Source organism: Actinobacillus minor NM305 (assembly GCF_000175195.1).
GTDB lineage: Bacteria > Pseudomonadota > Gammaproteobacteria > Enterobacterales > Pasteurellaceae > Haemophilus_A > Haemophilus_A minor.
Map to the genome: position 1 here is coordinate 18,070 of NZ_ACQL01000097.1, position 18,077 is coordinate 36,146.

Here is an 18,077-nt window from a genome sequence, read left to right on the forward strand (position 1 = left end):
TTGCTCTTTTATAAATAAGGCTCCCATTTGGGAGCCTTTTGACTCCCTACCTCTCCCCTATTTGCAAAAAATCTTCTAAATTTGACCGCTTACCCCTCTTTTTTTGCTTAACAAATGCGCAAGTGTTGGTTATGATATTGTTAATTCTTTTTACAAGAGGATAACAAACTATGTCTGCTCAACAACTCATCTCTACCCTTACCGAAATTGTCGGTGGGCAATACATTATTACTGATCCCGCAAAAACAGAAGCCTATCGAAGTGGCTATCGCTTTGGTACGGGGAATGCTCTCGCGGTGGTGCGCCCTGCAACCTTATTAGAATTCTGGAAAGTTTTAAAAGCCTGCGTTGCACACGATGTGATTGTCATCAACCAAGCGGCAAATACCGGTCTGACAGGTGGTTCAACACCAAGTGGCAATGATTATGATCGAGATATTGTTATTATTAACGCAATGCGTATCGATGGTATCCAACTCATAAACAATGCAACGCAAGTCGTCTGCCTTCCCGGATCTACACTTAATGAACTTGAGAATAAATTGAAGCCCCATAGCCGTGAACCTCACTCTGTCATTGGTTCATCTTGCATTGGGGCTTCTGTTATTGGGGGAATTTGTAATAACTCCGGTGGTGCGCTTGTTCAACGTGGGCCGGCTTATACTGAAATGGCGTTGTATGCTCAATTAAATGAACACGGCGAACTGGAGTTAAAAAACCATCTCGGCATTGATTTAGGTTCGACACCAGAAGAAATTTTAACTAACCTACAAGGGCAACATTACCAGCAGAAAGATATCACGCTTGATTGCGGTAAAGGACACGACCATAGTTATTGTAATCACGTGCGCCAGGTTGATGAAAACTCCCCTGCTCGTTTTAATGCCGATCCTGCTCGTCATTATGAAGCTTCAGGGAGTGCCGGTAAATTAGCCATTTTTGCAGTTCGCTTAGATACCTTTCCTCTTGAGCGAGAAACAGCCGTTTTCTATATTGGTACAAACCAAACTTCTGTCTTAAATGATGTACGCCGTCATATGTTAGCAAATTTCGAACAACTGCCGATTTCAGGTGAATATATCCACCGTGATGCTTTTGATATTGCTGCTCGTTATGGAAAAGACACCTTCTGGGTAATTAAGAAATTTGGTACGCACTGGCTACCGAAACTCTTTGCGCTTAAAGCAAATGTTGATCGTCTAGGGAAAAAATTACCATTCCTACCTCAACATTTAAGTGATAAATTTATGCAGCTTGTGTCAAAGGTTTTACCGGAGCATTTACCAAAAAGTTTGTGGGAATATCGTGATCGCTACGAACACCATTTAATTGTTAAAATGGGAGGGAAAGGCGTCAATGAAGCTAGAGAGTTTCTAAAAACATACTTTAGCGATAGCACAAAAGGGGGCTATTTTGAATGTAATGCGATAGAAACCCAAGCCGCTATGCTCCACCGCTTCGCAGTTGCTTCTGCGGCAATTCGTTATAGAGCTATTCACGAAAAAGAAGTTGAAGATATTGTTGCACTAGATATTGCATTACGCCGCAATGATAATGAATGGTTTGAGCATTTACCGCCAGAAATTGATCATAAAATCAGTCATAAACTCTATTATGGACACTTTATGTGCCACGTTTTTCACCAAGACTATATTGTGAAAAAAGGCAATGATTGTGTTGAATTGGAACACGAGATGTTAAAACTGCTCGACCAGCGTGGAGCGCAATATCCGGCAGAACATAATGTTGGGCATTTATACGAAGCAAAACCGACCTTACGTAAATTCTATAAAGCGCTTGATCCAACAAACAGCTTTAACCCAGGTATTGGGCAAACTACGAAGAAAAAATACTGGGTGGAATAATTTATAAGCGGTTTGATTTCTCGAGAATTTTGCAAATTTAAAGGGCGAAAATCTTTCGCCCTTATAAATTCAAAATCAATAAATCAAAATCTTATGCTTCTAATTTGAGTGGTTCTACTTTCCAGATTTTTTCTGCATATTCCGCAATGGTTCTATCTGAAGAGAAGAAACTCATATTCACAATATTTTGGATTGCGCTTTCTACCCAAGCTGCTTGATCTTGATATTTCACATCAACCGTTTTTTGTGCTTCCACATAGCTACGGTAGTCTGCAAATGCTTGGTAATAATCGTGGTAGCATAAGTTATTTAAGAGATCTTGGTAACGGTTCGGGTCATTTGGTGAGAAATAACCAGACGTAATTTGATCTACAACCTGACGAAGCTGCTCATCTGATTGATAAATCTCAAACGGACGATAACCCTGACGGCGTAATGCTTCAACTTGCTCAACGGTATTACCGAAGATAAAGATATGATCATTACCTACATTCTCAAGAATTTCCACATTCGCACCATCTAACGTACCTAACGTTAATGCACCATTTAAGGCAAATTTCATATTACTTGTACCTGATGCTTCTGTACCAGCCAATGAAATTTGTTCAGAAATATCTGCAGCAGGAATAATCAACTGTGCCAAACTTACGCTGTAATTTGGGATAAAGACAACTTTTAAACGTCCTTTTAAGCGTTCATCGTTATTGATGATATTTGCCACATCATTGATTAAATGAATAGTTTGTTTTGCCGCATAATATGCTGAAGCAGCCTTACCGGCTAAAATAAAGACTCGAGGTGTCCACTCTTTTTCCGGATTTGCCAGCATTTCGTTATAACGTGTAACGATATGTAATACGTTTAGAATTTGACGTTTATACTCGTGGATACGTTTTACTTGAACATCAAATAACGCATTTGGATCAAGCTCAATACCTAGCGTTTTCTTCACATATTCTGCTAAACGAACTTTATTCGCATATTTAATTTGTGGAATTGCCGCCTTGAAATCAGCTTCTTGAATATGCGCCTTCAGTTGTTCTAATTGACTAAGATCACGGCGCCATTCTTTGCCGATATATTTATCAAATAGCGCAGATAAATCTGGGTTTGCTACGGCAATCCAACGGCGAGGTGTAATACCATTTGTTACGTTCGTAAAGCGTTCCGGATAGATACGCGCAAAATCAGCGAAAGTTGAAGTAACCATTAAATCAGAGTGGATTGCAGCTACACCATTGATTTTATGTGAACCAACAACAGATAACCACCCCATACGAACTTTACGATAATCGCCTTCTTCGATAAGTGAAACACGGCGGATAAAATCGTGTTCGTCTGTTACGTGTTTTCTCACGTAATCTAAGAAATGATCATTGATTTCGAAGATGATCTGTAAATGACGTGGAAGAATTTTCGCCATCATTTCTACAGGCCATGTTTCTAATGCTTCTGACATTAAAGTATGACAGGTATAAGAGAAAATGCGGCGACACATATCCCAAGCGTGCTGCCATGAGAAGCCTTCTTGATCCACTAAGATATACATCAATTCAGGAATTGCTAACGCAGGGTGTGTATCATTTAAATGGATAGCAACTTTATCCGCCAAATTCTCAAGCGTACCGTGTGTACGTTTATGACGTTTTAAAATATCTTGTAATGATGCAGATACTAAGAAATACTCTTGACGTAAACGTAATTCACGCCCCGCTGAGGTTGAATCATCAGGGTAAAGTACACGAGAAACATTTTCGGTTGAAGAACGGTTTTCTATCGCACGGAAATAGTCCCCACGGTTAAAGTCTTGCAGATTAAATACATCGCCTGCATAAGCGCTCCAAAGACGTAGCGTTGCAGCTGAATCGTTATCATAGCCCGGAATCATTTGATCGTAGGCTAATGCAGTAATTTCTTCACCGTGATTCCAAATACATTTCTTACCTTCAAAATAGATATGTCCGCCAAAACGAATATGGAAACGTTTAGAAGGACGCATAAACTCCCAAGGTGCCCCCTTCTCTAACCATGCATCCGGTTTTTCAACTTGGCGACCATCTTCAATTTTTTGACGGAACATACCGTATTCATAACGAATACCATAACCCATTGCCGGAATACCCAATGTGGCAATCGAATCCATAAAGCATGCAGCTAAACGACCTAAGCCTCCATTTCCTAAACCCGGATCAACTTCTTTCTCTAAAATTTCTTCTAAATCCACTTTTAACTCAGAAAGCGCATCTTTAGCAAGATCATAAAGTCCTTCTGCAATGAGTGCATTTGATAAAGTTCGACCAATCAGAAATTCCATTGAAAGGTAGTAAACACGGCGAGTTTCATCTGCTCGAGCTTGACGAGCGGTCGAAATCCAGCCTTCTGTTACCAAATCACGTACCGCATATAATGTGGCATTTAACCAGTCTCGTTGGCTTGCTTCTTGCGGTGAACGCCCGATTAAGAAGATAAGTTTATAAACAATCGCCTTTTTTAACGAGTCGGTCGTATGTTCCGGGCGATTATAAGAAAATGGAAAATCAATATTATCGATTACCATATATAAGAGCTCCTAAATGAGTAAAAATAATTAATGATGTCCGAGCAAACGTTCATAAAGTTTTTGATACTGTAATGCTGAAATCTGCCAACTGAAATCTTGTTCCATTGCAACCGTTCGAACACTAAACCACGAGCGTTGTTTTTGCCATAAAGCAAATGCATTCGAAATTGCTGTGCAGAGATCTTCTTTCGTTGCGTTATGGAAAACAAATCCCGTTGCTGTGCGAGATTTTATGTTTTCTAATGAACTATCAACTACTGTATCTGCGAGTCCACCTGTTGCTCGTACCAGCGGTAATGTCCCGTATTTCAAACCATAAAGTTGTGTTAAACCACAAGGTTCAAAACGGCTTGGCACTAAAATCACATCACCACCTGCAATGAGTAAGTGGGATAATGCTTCATCATAACCAATTTTTACACCAATATGCTCCGGATAATGTTGTGCTAATTGATTGAGATGATATTCCATGTGCGGAGAACCCGATCCTAAAATAATTAACTGCCCTCCTTGTTGTACAATACTTTCTGCACTGTCAATAAGAAGATCAACACCTTTTTGCTCCGTTAAACGTGTGACCATCACAAAGACCAGCGCATCCGGATTTTGTGGGAGGTTAAAATAAGCTTGTAATTTTTCTTTATTTTTCCGTTTTCCAACCATTGATTTCAATTTATAGTGGTCTTCAATATAGCCATCTTTGCTTGGACTCCAGATATTCTCATCTACCCCGTTTAAAATACCGACTAAACGATCTTGTTCACGTAAAACACTCAACAAGCCTTGTAAACCATAACCAAATTCTGGTGTGGTAATTTCTCTTGCATAAGTTGGACTCACTGCAGTGGAAACATCTGAGTAATATAACCCGGCTTTTAAGTAAGACATTTCACCATAAAGTTCTAAGCCATGAACGTGGAACATTTCTAACGGCAAGCCAATTTCAAAGAGATGATGATAAGAAAATTTACCTTGATAAGCTAAATTATGAATCGTGAAGACAGATTTTGCAGGTCTTCCTTTTTGATGTAAATAAGCCGAAGCTAAACCGGCATGCCAGTCATGTGCATGCACCACTTCTGCTTTCCACCAAAAATCAAGCCCTGTTGCTAACTCTGCCCCTACCCAGCCTAATAATGCAAAACGTTTATAATTATCAATATAGTCGTTATACCAAGGGTCATGATAAGGATTCCCTTCTCGTGCATAAAGATGAGGTGCATCAATAATATAAACACCAATGCCTTTATATTCGCCGTAACGCAATGTGATATGTCCGGCAAAATTATGGAATTCTGTCACAACAGCCGTTTCGCCAATACCTGCAAAAATAGCTGGAAATCCGGGAACAACGATACGAGCATCGATTCCAATCTCTTTTTGTGCAAAGGGAAGAGCGCCCATAACATCCGCTAACCCACCGGTTTTTAATAACGGATAAATTTCTGAACAGACGTGTAATACTCTCATTTCTTTTTTATTCCTATATAAAAGAGGAGAAATACGACTTATGCCGTATTTCTCATATTTCCTAATCTAAATGTGCCTCAGAGATAATATTTTCACCGCTTAATTTTTTAATCATAGATGCTGTTACTAAAACTACTTTTCCTGTACTACTTACTCGGAAACGTTTACGATCTTCTTCAAGATCAACACCAATTTTCATACCATCAGGGATTTTTGTATGACGATCAATGATGCAATTTTTTAGTATACAGTTTTTGCCAATAACTACTTCTGGCAATACGACTGAATATTCTACGGAAGAGCCTTCATTAACTTTCACTTTATCAAATAACACAGAATAACTAATAGAAGCATCGGTAATAACACAGCCACCTGCAATCAATGAGTTATCCACCGGACGAATACTTGCATTTTTATAGAAGAACTTAGATGGATAGGTTTGTACCGGATTACCTCGAATTGGCCAACGTTGATCGTAAATGTCCAACTGTGGATTTTCTGACACAAGGTCGATATTTGATTGCCAGAAACTGTCTAATGTTCCTACATCACGCCAATAAATCTCGCCTTCTGTGTTACGTCCCATGCAAGAACGGCTAAATGGGTGAGCATATAAAACTCCCTCCTCAAGGGATTTAGGTAACACATCTTTGCCAAAATCGTGAGAAGTACATGGCGTGTGAACTTCTCTCTCCAACACATCATAGAGGTAATCTGAATTAAATACGTAGATGCCCATTGACGCTAATGAAATATCCGGTTTACCAACCATAGCAGGTGGATCTTTCGGTTTTTCAACGAAAGCTTTTACTTTTAAGTTTTCATCCACCGCCATTACACCAAATGCGGAGGCTTCTGAACGAGGAACTTCAATACAACCTACGGTACATTGTGCGCCACTCATAACATGATCTAACAACATTTGACTGTAATCTTGTTTATAGATATGGTCGCCCGCTAAGATAAGAATATATTTTGGACGGTAGTGATCACGAATAATCGCCATATTTTGATAAACCGCATCCGCTGTGCCACGATACCATGTTGAATCATCAATTTGTTGGCGTGCAGGTAACATATCAACGAACTCGCCACGCTCTTGTGGTAAGAATGACCAACCTGTTTGTAGATGGCGTAGTAAAGAATGTGCTGCATATTGAGTAATAACACCGATACGATTTAACCCAGAGTTAATACAGTTTGATAATGCAAAATCAATAATACGGCGATTACCTCCGAAATAGAGTGCCGGTTTTGCACGTTTATCGGTAAGCTCATGTAATCTTGAACCTCGCCCTCCGGCAAGAATCAATACTAATGTATCTTTAACCAATTCATATCTGTTTGGTAATTGAGAAATACTGCTATTCATATAGCTACTCCCTGTAATATAAAAGAACTTAACCTTAACCGACCTTAATCGATCACTTTTGCAGCACACAAAAATCGACGTTTTCTAAGGTAAGAAAACCATTTTCCCAGTGTTGATTCTTATTAAATGCTGCGTCTTCTACAATCTTCCATCGCCCTTTCGGCAAGATAAAGGTTTGTAATTCTGTTTTGGCATTGATTAACAAAAGATATTGATGATCCAATAAGATCTGCATTGCCTTAGTATCTCTATTATGCCAATCCTCGAGATTCATCAAATCGCCTTGCGTATTAAAAAGCTGTACATTCTCAATACTCCACCACTGATCTTTATTTAAGCTTTTTATTTTTTTTCTCAACGCAATCGTTTGCTTAACTAATTGGAAGTATAATACATCAAAATTTGACCATTTCAACCAGCTTGTTTCATTATCCTGACAATAGGCATTATTATTACCAAATTGAGTATGCCCAAATTCATCGCCAGCCAATAACATTGGTGTGCCATTCGCTAATAAGAGGCTCATCATAAGACTTGCTCGGCTTAAAATACGATCTTGTTCCACCGTTGGCGGTGCATTTTCTATGCCTTCAAAACCGTGGTTATAACTGTAATTTTCATTACGCCCATCACGGTTATTTTCTCCGTTTGCTTCATTATGTTTATGGTTATAACTGACTAAATCACGTAAAGTAAAACCATCATGAGCTGTAATAAAGTTAATCGAGTGATGTGGTAAACGCCCATCATGTTTATAAATATCGCTTGAGCCTGCAAAGCGTTCTGTAAATACGCCCAGCTCCCCACTTTTCCATAACCAGAATTTCGTGACATCATCACGAAAGCGATCATTCCATTCAGCAAAATAGACTGGAAAATTACCAACTTGATAACCGTTGCTCCCAATATCCCATGGCTCAGCAATCAATTTACAATGTTTTAAGCAAGGTTCTTGTTCAATTTCTCTAAATAATAATGCTTGTTTATTAAAATCAGGCTCTCTACCTAGCGTTGAAGCTAAATCGAATCGGAAACCATCCACATGGCACTCTTCAACCCAGTAGTGTAAACAATCTAATACCCAGCGGCGAGAAGCATCATGGTAAAGATTTAGCGAATTACCACATCCAGTATAATTGTGATACTCCCCGTCTTCGTTTTGCCAATAATAAGCCCGATCATCAATACCACGTTGGCAAAAGGTTGGAAAATGTTTTTCAGATTCAACCGAATGATTAAACACCACGTCTAAAATCACTTCAATACCAGCCTGATGTAAGGCTTTTACCATAGATTTAAATTCTGTTAATGGTGTCGTGCCTTCTCTTCCAGACCAATACTTCGATTCAACTGCAAACATTGCAAGCGGGCTATATCCCCAATAATTTTGCAAACCTTTTTCCTGTAAATGCGGTTCATCTAAGTGATAATTGATAGGCAATAATTCAACGGCGGTTATGCCTAGCTCTTTTAAATAAGCAATCATTTTAGGATGTGCTAATCCTGCATAAGAACCTCTGATCTCCTCAGGTAAATCCAAATGCAATTGTGTAAACCCTTTTACATGCACTTCATAAATAATTGTTTCAGCCCAAGATGTTCGGAGAGGCTTATCATCTCCCCAATCAAAATCTGTTTGTGTTATAACTGATTTAGGAGCAAAGGCAGCATTATCTCGATCATCAGAGAGTAGAAACCATTTCCGCTTCTCGTTATTGCTTAAATCAGGTTTTCCGTTTACCGCTTTTGCATAAGGATCGAGCATTAATTTATTTAAATTACTGATAGATTCGGAATTCCCGTAAATACGGAAACCGTATTCTGTACCATAATCTAAATTAGCAAGCCAAATATGCCAAACATCCTCTGTTTTATACATTGGAAATCGGACTTCTTTCCCAGCAGAATTAAAAAGGCATAACTCTACTGCTTTCGCTTGTGAAGAATAGAGTGAGAAATTAAATCCTTGTTTGCCTTCATTTTCTTGATGGGTACAACCCATTGGGTAAGGTGTTCCTTTTGCTGTATGAAACATATTTAGCCTTATTTTTGTTTTTTATGAGATTGAGCTTTTACTTTTTTCGCAAAACGTTTCTTTGATTCAACCGCTTGCGCTTTAAACTTAAGATAAATTGTTGCTAATGGAGGAATAACAACATTGATGGATTGTGATTTCCCGTGACTTTCAATCTCTTCACTTAACACCTTACCACCATTTCCCATATTGGAACCTTGGTAGAAGCTGGAATCAGAATTTAGAATTTCTTCATATTCGCCAGATTCATTAACCCCAATACGATAATTTTCACGAGGAATCGGGGTAAAATTGCTAATAACAATAATTCTTTCCCCTTTACGGCTACGTCTTTCAAATGCAAACACTGAATTTTGTGCATCATCAACCACTAGCCACTCAAAACCATTAGGATCAAAGTCTAATTCATAAAGTGGAGCATTTCCTGTATAGGTATGGTTCAAATCTTTAACGAATTTCAATACACCTTTATGCCAAGGTCCACCGTGTTGCTCATCAAGAAGATACCAGTCTAAACTTTCTTTGTAGTTCCATTCTCTACCTTGTGCAAATTCATTACCCATGAATAAGAGTTTTTTACCTGGATATGCCCACATATAGCCATAATAAGCACGCAAGTTAGCAAATTTTTGCCATGTATCCCCTGGCATTTTACCTAACAGAGAATATTTACCATGAACAACTTCATCATGCGATAATGGAAGCACAAATTGCTCGCTATATTGATACATCATGCCAAATGTCATTTGACTATGATGGTATTGACGGTAAATAGGATCTTTTTGCATATAGGATAGCGTGTCATTCATCCACCCCATATTCCATTTAAAACTAAAACCAAGCCCATTATTTTCAACAGGATGTGTAACGCCTGCAAATGAAGTGGATTCCTCTGCAATAGAAATTGCGCCAGGAATTTCATCTCTAATCACTTTATTTGTTTGCTTGAGAAATTCAATGGCTTCTAGATTCTCTCTACCGCCATAACGGTTTGGAATCCATTCCCCGTCTTTACGACTATAGTCCCTATAAATCATTGAAGCAACCGCATCTACTCGAATACCATCTAGCCCAAAACGCTCCAACCAATAAAGAGCATTACCTGTTAGGAAATTCTTAACCTCATGTCGCCCGTAGTTGTAAATTAGGGTATTCCAGTCTTGATGATAACCCTCTCTTGGATCAGCATATTCATAGAGAGATGTTCCATCAAATGCTGCTAAACCATGCGTATCACTTGGGAAGTGTCCTGGAACCCAGTCGAGAATAACATTGATACCAGCCTGATGAGCTTTATCAATAAAACGCTTAAATCCTTCTACCGTACCAAAACGACTGGTTGGAGAATAAAGACCAATAGGTTGGTAACCCCAAGAACCATCAAATGGAAACTCAGAAATAGGTAATAATTCAATATGTGTGAAGCCCATATCTTTAACATAAGGGATCAATTCATCAGCGATTTGGTCGTAATCTAGCCAGAAATTATTTTCTAAATTACGTCTCCAAGAACCTAAATGAACTTCATAAATAGAAATTGGTTGGTCTGCCTGATTTGCTTTACGGCGTTTTTCGGTCATTTCAACAAATTCCGGAAGCACGCTAACTTGAGAAGCTGTGTCTGGACGTAATTGAGAGCGGAAAGCGTAAGGATCGGCTTTTAAACGGAGATGATCGTTGCAATCTAATAATTCAAATTTATAATTTTGCCCTAAAGAAACTTTTGGTAAGAAAAGTTCCCAAATTCCACTGCTTTGATGAAAACGCATCGGGTGACGGCGTCCATCCCAATAGTTAAAATCTCCAACCACAGAAACGCGTTTAGCATTCGGAGCCCATAAGCGGAAAGTCACTCCCGATACACCATCACATTCTGTGAAATGCGCTCCCAAAATTTCATAAGGCCGTAAATGAGAACCTTCCGCTAATAACCAATTATCTAAATCACTGATCATTTGGTGGAAACGATACGGATCTTCAATAATTTGAGCATCATATCCCCAATATACTTTTAGTTGATAAGTAAAAAAGCTACGAGTATTAGGTACGATTCCAGCAAAAAAACCTCTTTCATCAACTTGATGCAACTCACAAAGTGTTTCGTTATTTTTACCCATAACTTCAATTTTATTGGCATCGGGATATAGTGCTCGAATTTCGATACCATGCTCTGTTTCATGCATACCTAATACAGAGAAAGGATCTGAATGCTTCCCATCAAAGAAATTATTAATTGTTTCCTGTGAAACGAATTTAGTCATAATTTTTCTCCTTATTTAGCGTTAGCATTTGCACAGTTTACTTTAAGTATCTTCTAGCAACGTCTCTCGCCATTCTAGATTGGTTATCCTTCAACCAATACCAACATAATTTATACTCGCATTGTATAAAAAGCGTAAGTAATTACAACGCCTTTTATACACTTTAATATCATTTCCTGATCTTTATCAAAAAGATGAAATAAATAAAAAAATAGCGTAACACTCAAAGAGCATTACGCTATATATTATTGATCTACACTTGTTAAAATCCGATCTGCAAACTTCCCGATACTTATCCCAAAGTTATTCGATTTATTCCAATCCATTAACGTTCGGAAATTATTTGTAACTAAGAAAGCTCGTCCAGCTTCTTTATCCGGTCGAACCAACCATAATTTAGTATCGTTCATTTGGGCTAATTTTGCTGTTTCTTGTCCATTTGGATAAGCTAAGTAAATTCCCCAAGCCTGCCACTCGCCTAAACTTTTTCCTTTATTGGACTCAATGCCGGCAAAAGACATATCAATAGGACTAGATAATTTAACTTCTACTCCCCAAGGCAAATTTTTATCCCAACCAACCGTTGAAAGGTAAGACGCTATTGAGGCAAAAGCATCATATTCATTATTCCAAATATCTTTTTTACCGTCGCCATCGCCATCTGCCGCATAGCTAAGATAAGCGGTTGGCATAAATTGTGTTTGCCCCATTGCCCCCGCCCAAGAGCCTAATAGTTCATAGCGACTAATCGTGCCATCATCTAACATCTTCATCGCATTCACAAACTCTTGCGTAAATAGCTTTTCTCGTCTGCCATCAAATGCCAATGTTGCTAATACAGAAAGCACATCAAAATCGCCTTGGTAATTACCAAAACTGCTTTCCATACCCCATAAAGCCATAATGTATTCTTTCTGAACACCAAATTTCTGGCTTGCTTTGGTTAGCTGAGCATTGTATTCATACCAACGTTCTGTTGCCATATCCACTTTCTTTTGGGTAAGGACTTTATTTAAATAATTCGTTACACCATTAGGATTTGGCGGTGGTGGCGGTGTATTAGGATCACGTTTGCGTGCGGCTTGTTCTTGATCCAACTGCACCGCTCTTGCGTTATATTGAATAAATTTTTGTGCATTTAACGTTTTTTCTGAAACACCCGCCCCCGCAGCCTTACGCTTTAGGAAATTCACGTAATCATTAAAATTACTTATAGCGCGTGATTGAGTATATTTTGCATCTAAAGGCAATGAAACATACTGCTCGGAATGGTTTGAACATCCGGCAATCACCAGTGTAAAAACAGTAAAAGGGATTGTTAATTTTTGTTTTAATTTCATAACGATAATGAGCGGTTAGATTTGCTAAATTTTTTGGAAATTTAACCGCTTGTTTTTATAAGTTGATCATACGATTTGGGCGAATAACATCGTCAGCAGTAATCTCCGCAACACCCAAAAACTGCGCTGTATTTGAGAATAATCGAACTAAACCATAAATTTGTTCAACATTCTCAAATTTTACTCTTTGACCAAAACCAACCGCTTTAGTTTGCTGCTCATTTAAATTTATTTTCGGTAAAGTAGATACGGCGGTATCCATAGGTAATAACAGCTTATCTAGCTCATCAAGCGGTTGATTTTCTGCCATATTTTGCAAATCGGTATAACTCATCATTGCCGCAATCGGATAATCTGCCACCGCCAAACGGCGTAATACAGTTACGTGAGCACCACAACCCAACACTTCGCCTAAATCATCGACTAATGTGCGAATATAAGTTCCTTTCGAACAATGCACTTCCAATGTTAAAAAAGGTGCTTCATAGGCAATAAATTTCAACTCAAAAATGGTAATCGGGCGTGCTTCTCGCTCTATGGTAATTCCTGCTCGAGCGTATTCATAAAGGGGTTTGCCCTGATGTTTTAACGCAGAAAACATCGTGGGCACTTGTAAAATATCGCCACGAAACTGCGCTAAGGCTTGTTGAATATCGCTTTCGGTTACATTAACAACTTTTGTTTCAACAACCTGCCCTTCTGCATCTGAAGTATCCGTTCGTTCGCCAAGTTTTGCCGTGACTTGGTAACGTTTATCCGAATCCAACAAAAATTGTGAAAACTTGGTCGCTTCACCCAAGCAAATCGGCAACATTCCCGTTGCTAAAGGATCTAACGCCCCCGTATGCCCGGCCTTATTTGCCTGAAAGATACGCTTTACTTTCTGCAAAATATCATTAGAAGACATACCTTGAGGCTTATCTAATAAAAATATGCCGTGTATATCACGCCCTTTTTTACGAGGTCTTGACACGCCTTAGTCCTCTTTATGTTTTGCTTCGTCTTCACGAATCACGTTAGAAACAAGGTTTGACATACGCATCCCTTCCACTAAAGATTCATCGTAAATAAAACGCAATTCCGGCACGATACGCAAACGCATTGCCTTACCCACTAAAGAACGAATATACGGACTCGCTTTTTCTAAGCCCTTCATTCCTTGTTTGATTGCTTCTTGATCGTTATCAAATAAGAAGGTTACAAAGATTTTGGCATAGGCTAAATCACGCGAAACCTCAACATCTGATACCGTTACCATACCAATACGAGGATCTTTAACCTCACGCTGTAAAATAATTGCCACTTCTTTTTGTAATTCTTGAGCGACACGATCTGAACGTTTAAATTCTCTAGACATACTTTTTCCTTAATTTCTATTTTTTTCTAAAATCACAAAAAAACTTATCTGAAAGATTATTTCCAACCACCTTCGTAATTTCATCTTTAAGCCAATCAGATAATTTTAATTTTGAGCCAATATAATTCATTGATTATCCTGAATATAAAAACAGCTCTGTTTTCGTGGTTTTCATAAATTACCCATAAATACATTAAGCGGTCAGATTTTAAAATCCGACCGCTTATAATCGACCCGTGATAATAGTGCAAAACGGCTTATTTCACAAGAAACAAGCGGTTATATTTACAAAGTTTTTTGCAAAAACGGTTAAAACCGATATTTTGCACCTAAGCTCACATTTTGCCATTTTTCTCCGCTGCTCGGATAAGCAATCGCATATTCGCCAAAGAGATCAAAGTTTTCTGTGATTTTATAACCTAAACCAATCTTCGCTGTGGTGATATTTTTCGCCGGCGAAATACCTTGCAAATGAATGTTACTTTCTGCACCAATATAGCGTGCGTCAAAATTAAAGGCATCTTTAGCATTTGGCGTAATGCGATGCGAAAGTAGCGCATTTAGGCTTAAATCGCCTAATTTCATTGTTGCACGCAAACCGGCTAAATAGCTGTTAAGCGAGAATTTTGTGCGATCTGCCTGAACACCGAAATTCTTCTGTTCATCAAAGGCTTTTTGATAAATTGAATCCAACTGATAGCCAATAAATGGGCTAAGTTCTAACGGCTGAAGCGCAAAGCGGTAACCTAATTCAGTATAAACAGAATAGAGACGGGATTTCACATCTGTAGCCAAAGAGCGGGTTTCATTCGGCAGTAAAATTGTGCGCTTCACCTCATTCTTAGCTTGCGCCATTCCTGCCTGAGCAAGTATGTAACCGCTATTTTTTTGATAGCCGGCATACAGTGTTCCGCCTTGCTGATTAAGTTTTGCCGTGCCGGTCGCTTGTTCGAAATCAGCTTTTTGATGGCTATGATAAAGTGCTGCCCCGACCAATAAATCGCCAATCTGCTTATCCGCTCCCAAATAGGTTTGATTGCCGCTAATTTTGGCATTTTTATAGCCGGTTTGCGCAATGCGGTAAGTCTGATGAGTAATTGCGCCATATACATTGCTGTTTTCCGAAGCAAAATTTTGGAATGCGCGATCCGCAATATTTTGGCTAAATACTCGGTTCTCATTTAGCAGCATATTTTGCGCTGAAGCATAAATTTCTGCCGCAAGCGACTCGACCGTTTGTGCTGCCGTTAATGGCGCAGCGGTCAGAATGGCAAGGGTGTCAGATTTAATCTTGCTATTTGGCGTTTGTGCCACTTCATCAAAAACCTTATCTAAATTTTCACCGGTATTCTCAGCACTGCGAGAAAGTGCGCCAACACTTCTTAATACATTAGCCGTCTTATTCCGTTTATAGGTTGCTTTTACCTCATTTTCTTGCTGCTCAACTTTGCTCACCAAAATGTAAGGGGCAATATGATCCGAAACAGTATAGAAATTGCCGTAATTGATTAAAGATCCTGCTTTTAAGATAGTTCTTGTTTTTTCATTTTGAGTCGGCACTTCATTGATATTTACCACATCTGCCAAAATACGAGAATTTTGCAGATCAGCTTTGCCTTTCACATTAAGCAATGCGGTATCTATATCAATCACCGTACGGGCATCTTTATCTGCTTGGTAATCACCATCAATATTTACCCCTTTGCCATAAACTTCAAAAGAGCCGTTATTTGCAACAGATTGCCCGATTTTGACCGCTTGCGTATCGTTTTCTGTGCGCAATGTCCCATTTTTTTCAATTCTAACCGCAGAGTTAATCAAAGCATTAGAGAGCGACAACGTCCCGTTTTCGACAACTGTTTGCCCTGAATAAGTATTATATCCGCTAAAATAGAGCGTCCCCGTACCTAATTTTCTAAATCCTGCATCGCCGGCAATGTCATTGCTCCAAGTCAAACGAGAGCGATCTTGATAATTACGAGCAGCGAAATCTGCCGTAACAAAACCATTATCGCTTTTAACCAATAAGCGTTTATCAAATCTTGCCGGGCCTTTTAATGCACGAGCTTCATTTAATACCCCCCAACCGACTTTCTCATTCGGATCAGTGGTTACCTCTGTTGAACCTAATTTATTAGCGGTCGATAAAATGGTTTGCGTGACCAAATGATTGCTCATCCACGGGAATTTATCCCAAACATTGGCAACGGCGGCGGTTACCACCGGTGCGGCAAAAGATGTACCGGTGGTACTCACGCTATTATCAAATAACGACCACTCTCCTTGGGTTGCAATCCCCCAATTTTTAGCCGTCTCACCGATTTGGCTAGAATACGACATTAAATTCTGCCCTCGCCAATCCACTGCAGCCACGGTAATCCAGCCTCGGCGGGCGTCATCATTCAACACTGGGATATGCGATTCCGTCGTTGCGTATTTATTTTGCCCCGAATGTTTACTTTGCCCATCATTGCCGGCAGCCCAAACAAAAATGCTATCTTGGGCAGCCATTTTCGCCAACATTTCATAAATCGGGTTTTGTGCAAAATAACGCCAACCGCCTTTCTCTTTTAAACGACTTTCCCACGGTGTATTACCATAAGAGTTGTTGAAAATCCGCACGCCTTGAGCATAAGCTGCTTCATAATATTGGTTAGAGGCACTCACCATATTGTTTGAATCAGCGGTATAACCATAGATATAGCCTTTCTCATTTTTGAGTGCAATCACACCTGCTGCCATTGTGCCGTGAGAATGTTTATTACCTTTTGCTTGACGTGGCGAGTCATAATTTAGCAATAATCTATTTTCACCATTACTAAATTGAAACGCCTTGCCCGTATCATTTCTCGCAGAGAAATCAACGTCGATCACCCCTATTTTGTGAGTTAAATTTTCATCATTTACAACAACATTATTTAGCGGAGAGAGTTTTTCAATCATACCGTTTTGAGTAAATTTCGCCGCTTCGTCAAAAATCCTTGTCGGATCTTTCGGTAAATACATTCCCATTGGCTCAATATGCTCGGTTACCATAACCGGTTTATTTTCTTGTGCGACTTCAATTTCAGGTTCGGTTTTAACTTCTTCTGTTACTTCACTAATTTCAATCGGTGTTATTGATGGTTTTTCTTCCTCCACTTTCACTTCATTTGATGGATTTGAGATTTCCGGCTCGGTTTTAACTTCTTCCGTTACTTCGCTGATTTCAATCGGCGTTGTTGAAGGTTTTTCTTCTTCCACTTTCGCTTCATTTGATGGATTTGAAATTTCCGGATCGGTTTTAACCTCTTCTGTTACTTCACTGATTTCAATCGGCGTTGTTGATTGGGTTTCTTCCTCCACTTTCGCTTCATTTGATGGATTTGAAATTTCAGGTTCGGTTTTAACTTCTTCTATTACTTCACTAATTTCAACCGGCGTTGTTGAAGGTTTTTCTTCTTCAACTTTTGCTTCATTTGATGGATTTGAAATTTCTATTTCCGGACTGGAAGATTCCGATTTGGGATTTTCAGGCATTGTCGAGCTTGAAACAAACTCTTCTTTATTATTGTTATTTTCTAGTTGAGAGGTTGGATTGGTTATTTTTTCGGTTAATTCAGCAGCAGTCTGACTAAATATTTCTGTTACAGAATTTGCCTTTTCTGTCGTGTCTAGCGTTTCATTCGGCGTAATTTCATTATTTGGCGTTGCAGGCATAGGCTGCTGATGAGAAGAACCCCCTCCCCCACTACAAGCGGTCGCAAATAATGATAATAATGCAACTTCTGAATATCTAGGTGCTTTTTTCATAATTTCTCCTTTAATACTAATAATA

General features: G+C 39.0%; 10 protein-coding genes. 1 reads left to right on the forward strand and 9 read right to left on the reverse strand.

Going from position 1 to position 18,077, the window contains the following annotated elements; genetic code table 11:
• Positions 1-170 precede the first annotated feature (170 nt).
• Positions 171-1,865, forward strand: a complete 1,695-nt coding sequence (gene dld / locus AM305_RS06025) for a D-lactate dehydrogenase (protein WP_005824099.1) — start codon at positions 171-173, stop codon at positions 1,863-1,865.
• Between the two features lie 91 nt (positions 1,866-1,956).
• Here dld and AM305_RS06030 read toward each other — a convergent pair whose 3' ends face one another.
• From AM305_RS06030 to AM305_RS06070, 9 genes are all read right to left on the reverse strand, one after another.
• The gene (locus AM305_RS06030; protein WP_005824101.1) at positions 1,957-4,422 is read right to left on the reverse strand and encodes a glycogen/starch/alpha-glucan phosphorylase; all 2,466 of its coding nucleotides are present in this window, start codon (positions 4,420-4,422) and stop codon (positions 1,957-1,959) included.
• A 30-nt stretch (positions 4,423-4,452) separates the two neighbouring features.
• Positions 4,453-5,895 carry a glycogen synthase GlgA gene (gene glgA, locus AM305_RS06035; protein WP_005824103.1) on the reverse strand — a complete coding sequence of 481 codons (1,443 nt, stop codon included), beginning with the start codon at positions 5,893-5,895 and terminating at the stop codon, positions 4,453-4,455.
• Between the two features lie 61 nt (positions 5,896-5,956).
• Positions 5,957-7,267: a glucose-1-phosphate adenylyltransferase gene (glgC, locus tag AM305_RS06040; RefSeq protein ID WP_005824104.1), complete on the reverse strand. Its 1,311-nt coding sequence runs from the start codon at positions 7,265-7,267 to the stop codon at positions 5,957-5,959.
• 52 nt (positions 7,268-7,319) lie between these two features.
• Positions 7,320-9,302 carry a glycogen debranching protein GlgX gene (gene glgX / locus AM305_RS06045; protein WP_035294114.1) on the reverse strand — a complete coding sequence of 661 codons (1,983 nt, stop codon included), beginning with the start codon at positions 9,300-9,302 and terminating at the stop codon, positions 7,320-7,322.
• An 8-nt stretch (positions 9,303-9,310) separates the two neighbouring features.
• Positions 9,311-11,563 carry a 1,4-alpha-glucan branching protein GlgB gene (gene glgB, locus AM305_RS06050; protein ID WP_005824108.1) on the reverse strand — a complete coding sequence of 751 codons (2,253 nt, stop codon included), beginning with the start codon at positions 11,561-11,563 and terminating at the stop codon, positions 9,311-9,313.
• Between the two features lie 245 nt (positions 11,564-11,808).
• On the reverse strand, positions 11,809-12,903 hold the full coding sequence (locus tag AM305_RS06055; RefSeq protein WP_005824110.1) for a lytic murein transglycosylase: 1,095 nt from the start codon (positions 12,901-12,903) through the stop codon (positions 11,809-11,811).
• Positions 12,904-12,958: 55 nt separating this feature from the next.
• A complete protein-coding gene (gene truB, locus AM305_RS06060) occupies positions 12,959-13,876 on the reverse strand; it encodes a tRNA pseudouridine(55) synthase TruB (protein WP_005824112.1) in 918 nt (305 codons plus the stop codon).
• 3 nt (positions 13,877-13,879) lie between these two features.
• On the reverse strand, positions 13,880-14,260 hold the full coding sequence (gene rbfA / locus AM305_RS06065; RefSeq protein ID WP_005824114.1) for a 30S ribosome-binding factor RbfA: 381 nt from the start codon (positions 14,258-14,260) through the stop codon (positions 13,880-13,882).
• A gap of 309 nt (positions 14,261-14,569) precedes the next feature.
• On the reverse strand, positions 14,570-18,052 hold the full coding sequence (locus AM305_RS06070; RefSeq protein ID WP_005824117.1) for an autotransporter domain-containing protein: 3,483 nt from the start codon (positions 18,050-18,052) through the stop codon (positions 14,570-14,572).
• Positions 18,053-18,077 lie beyond the last annotated feature (25 nt).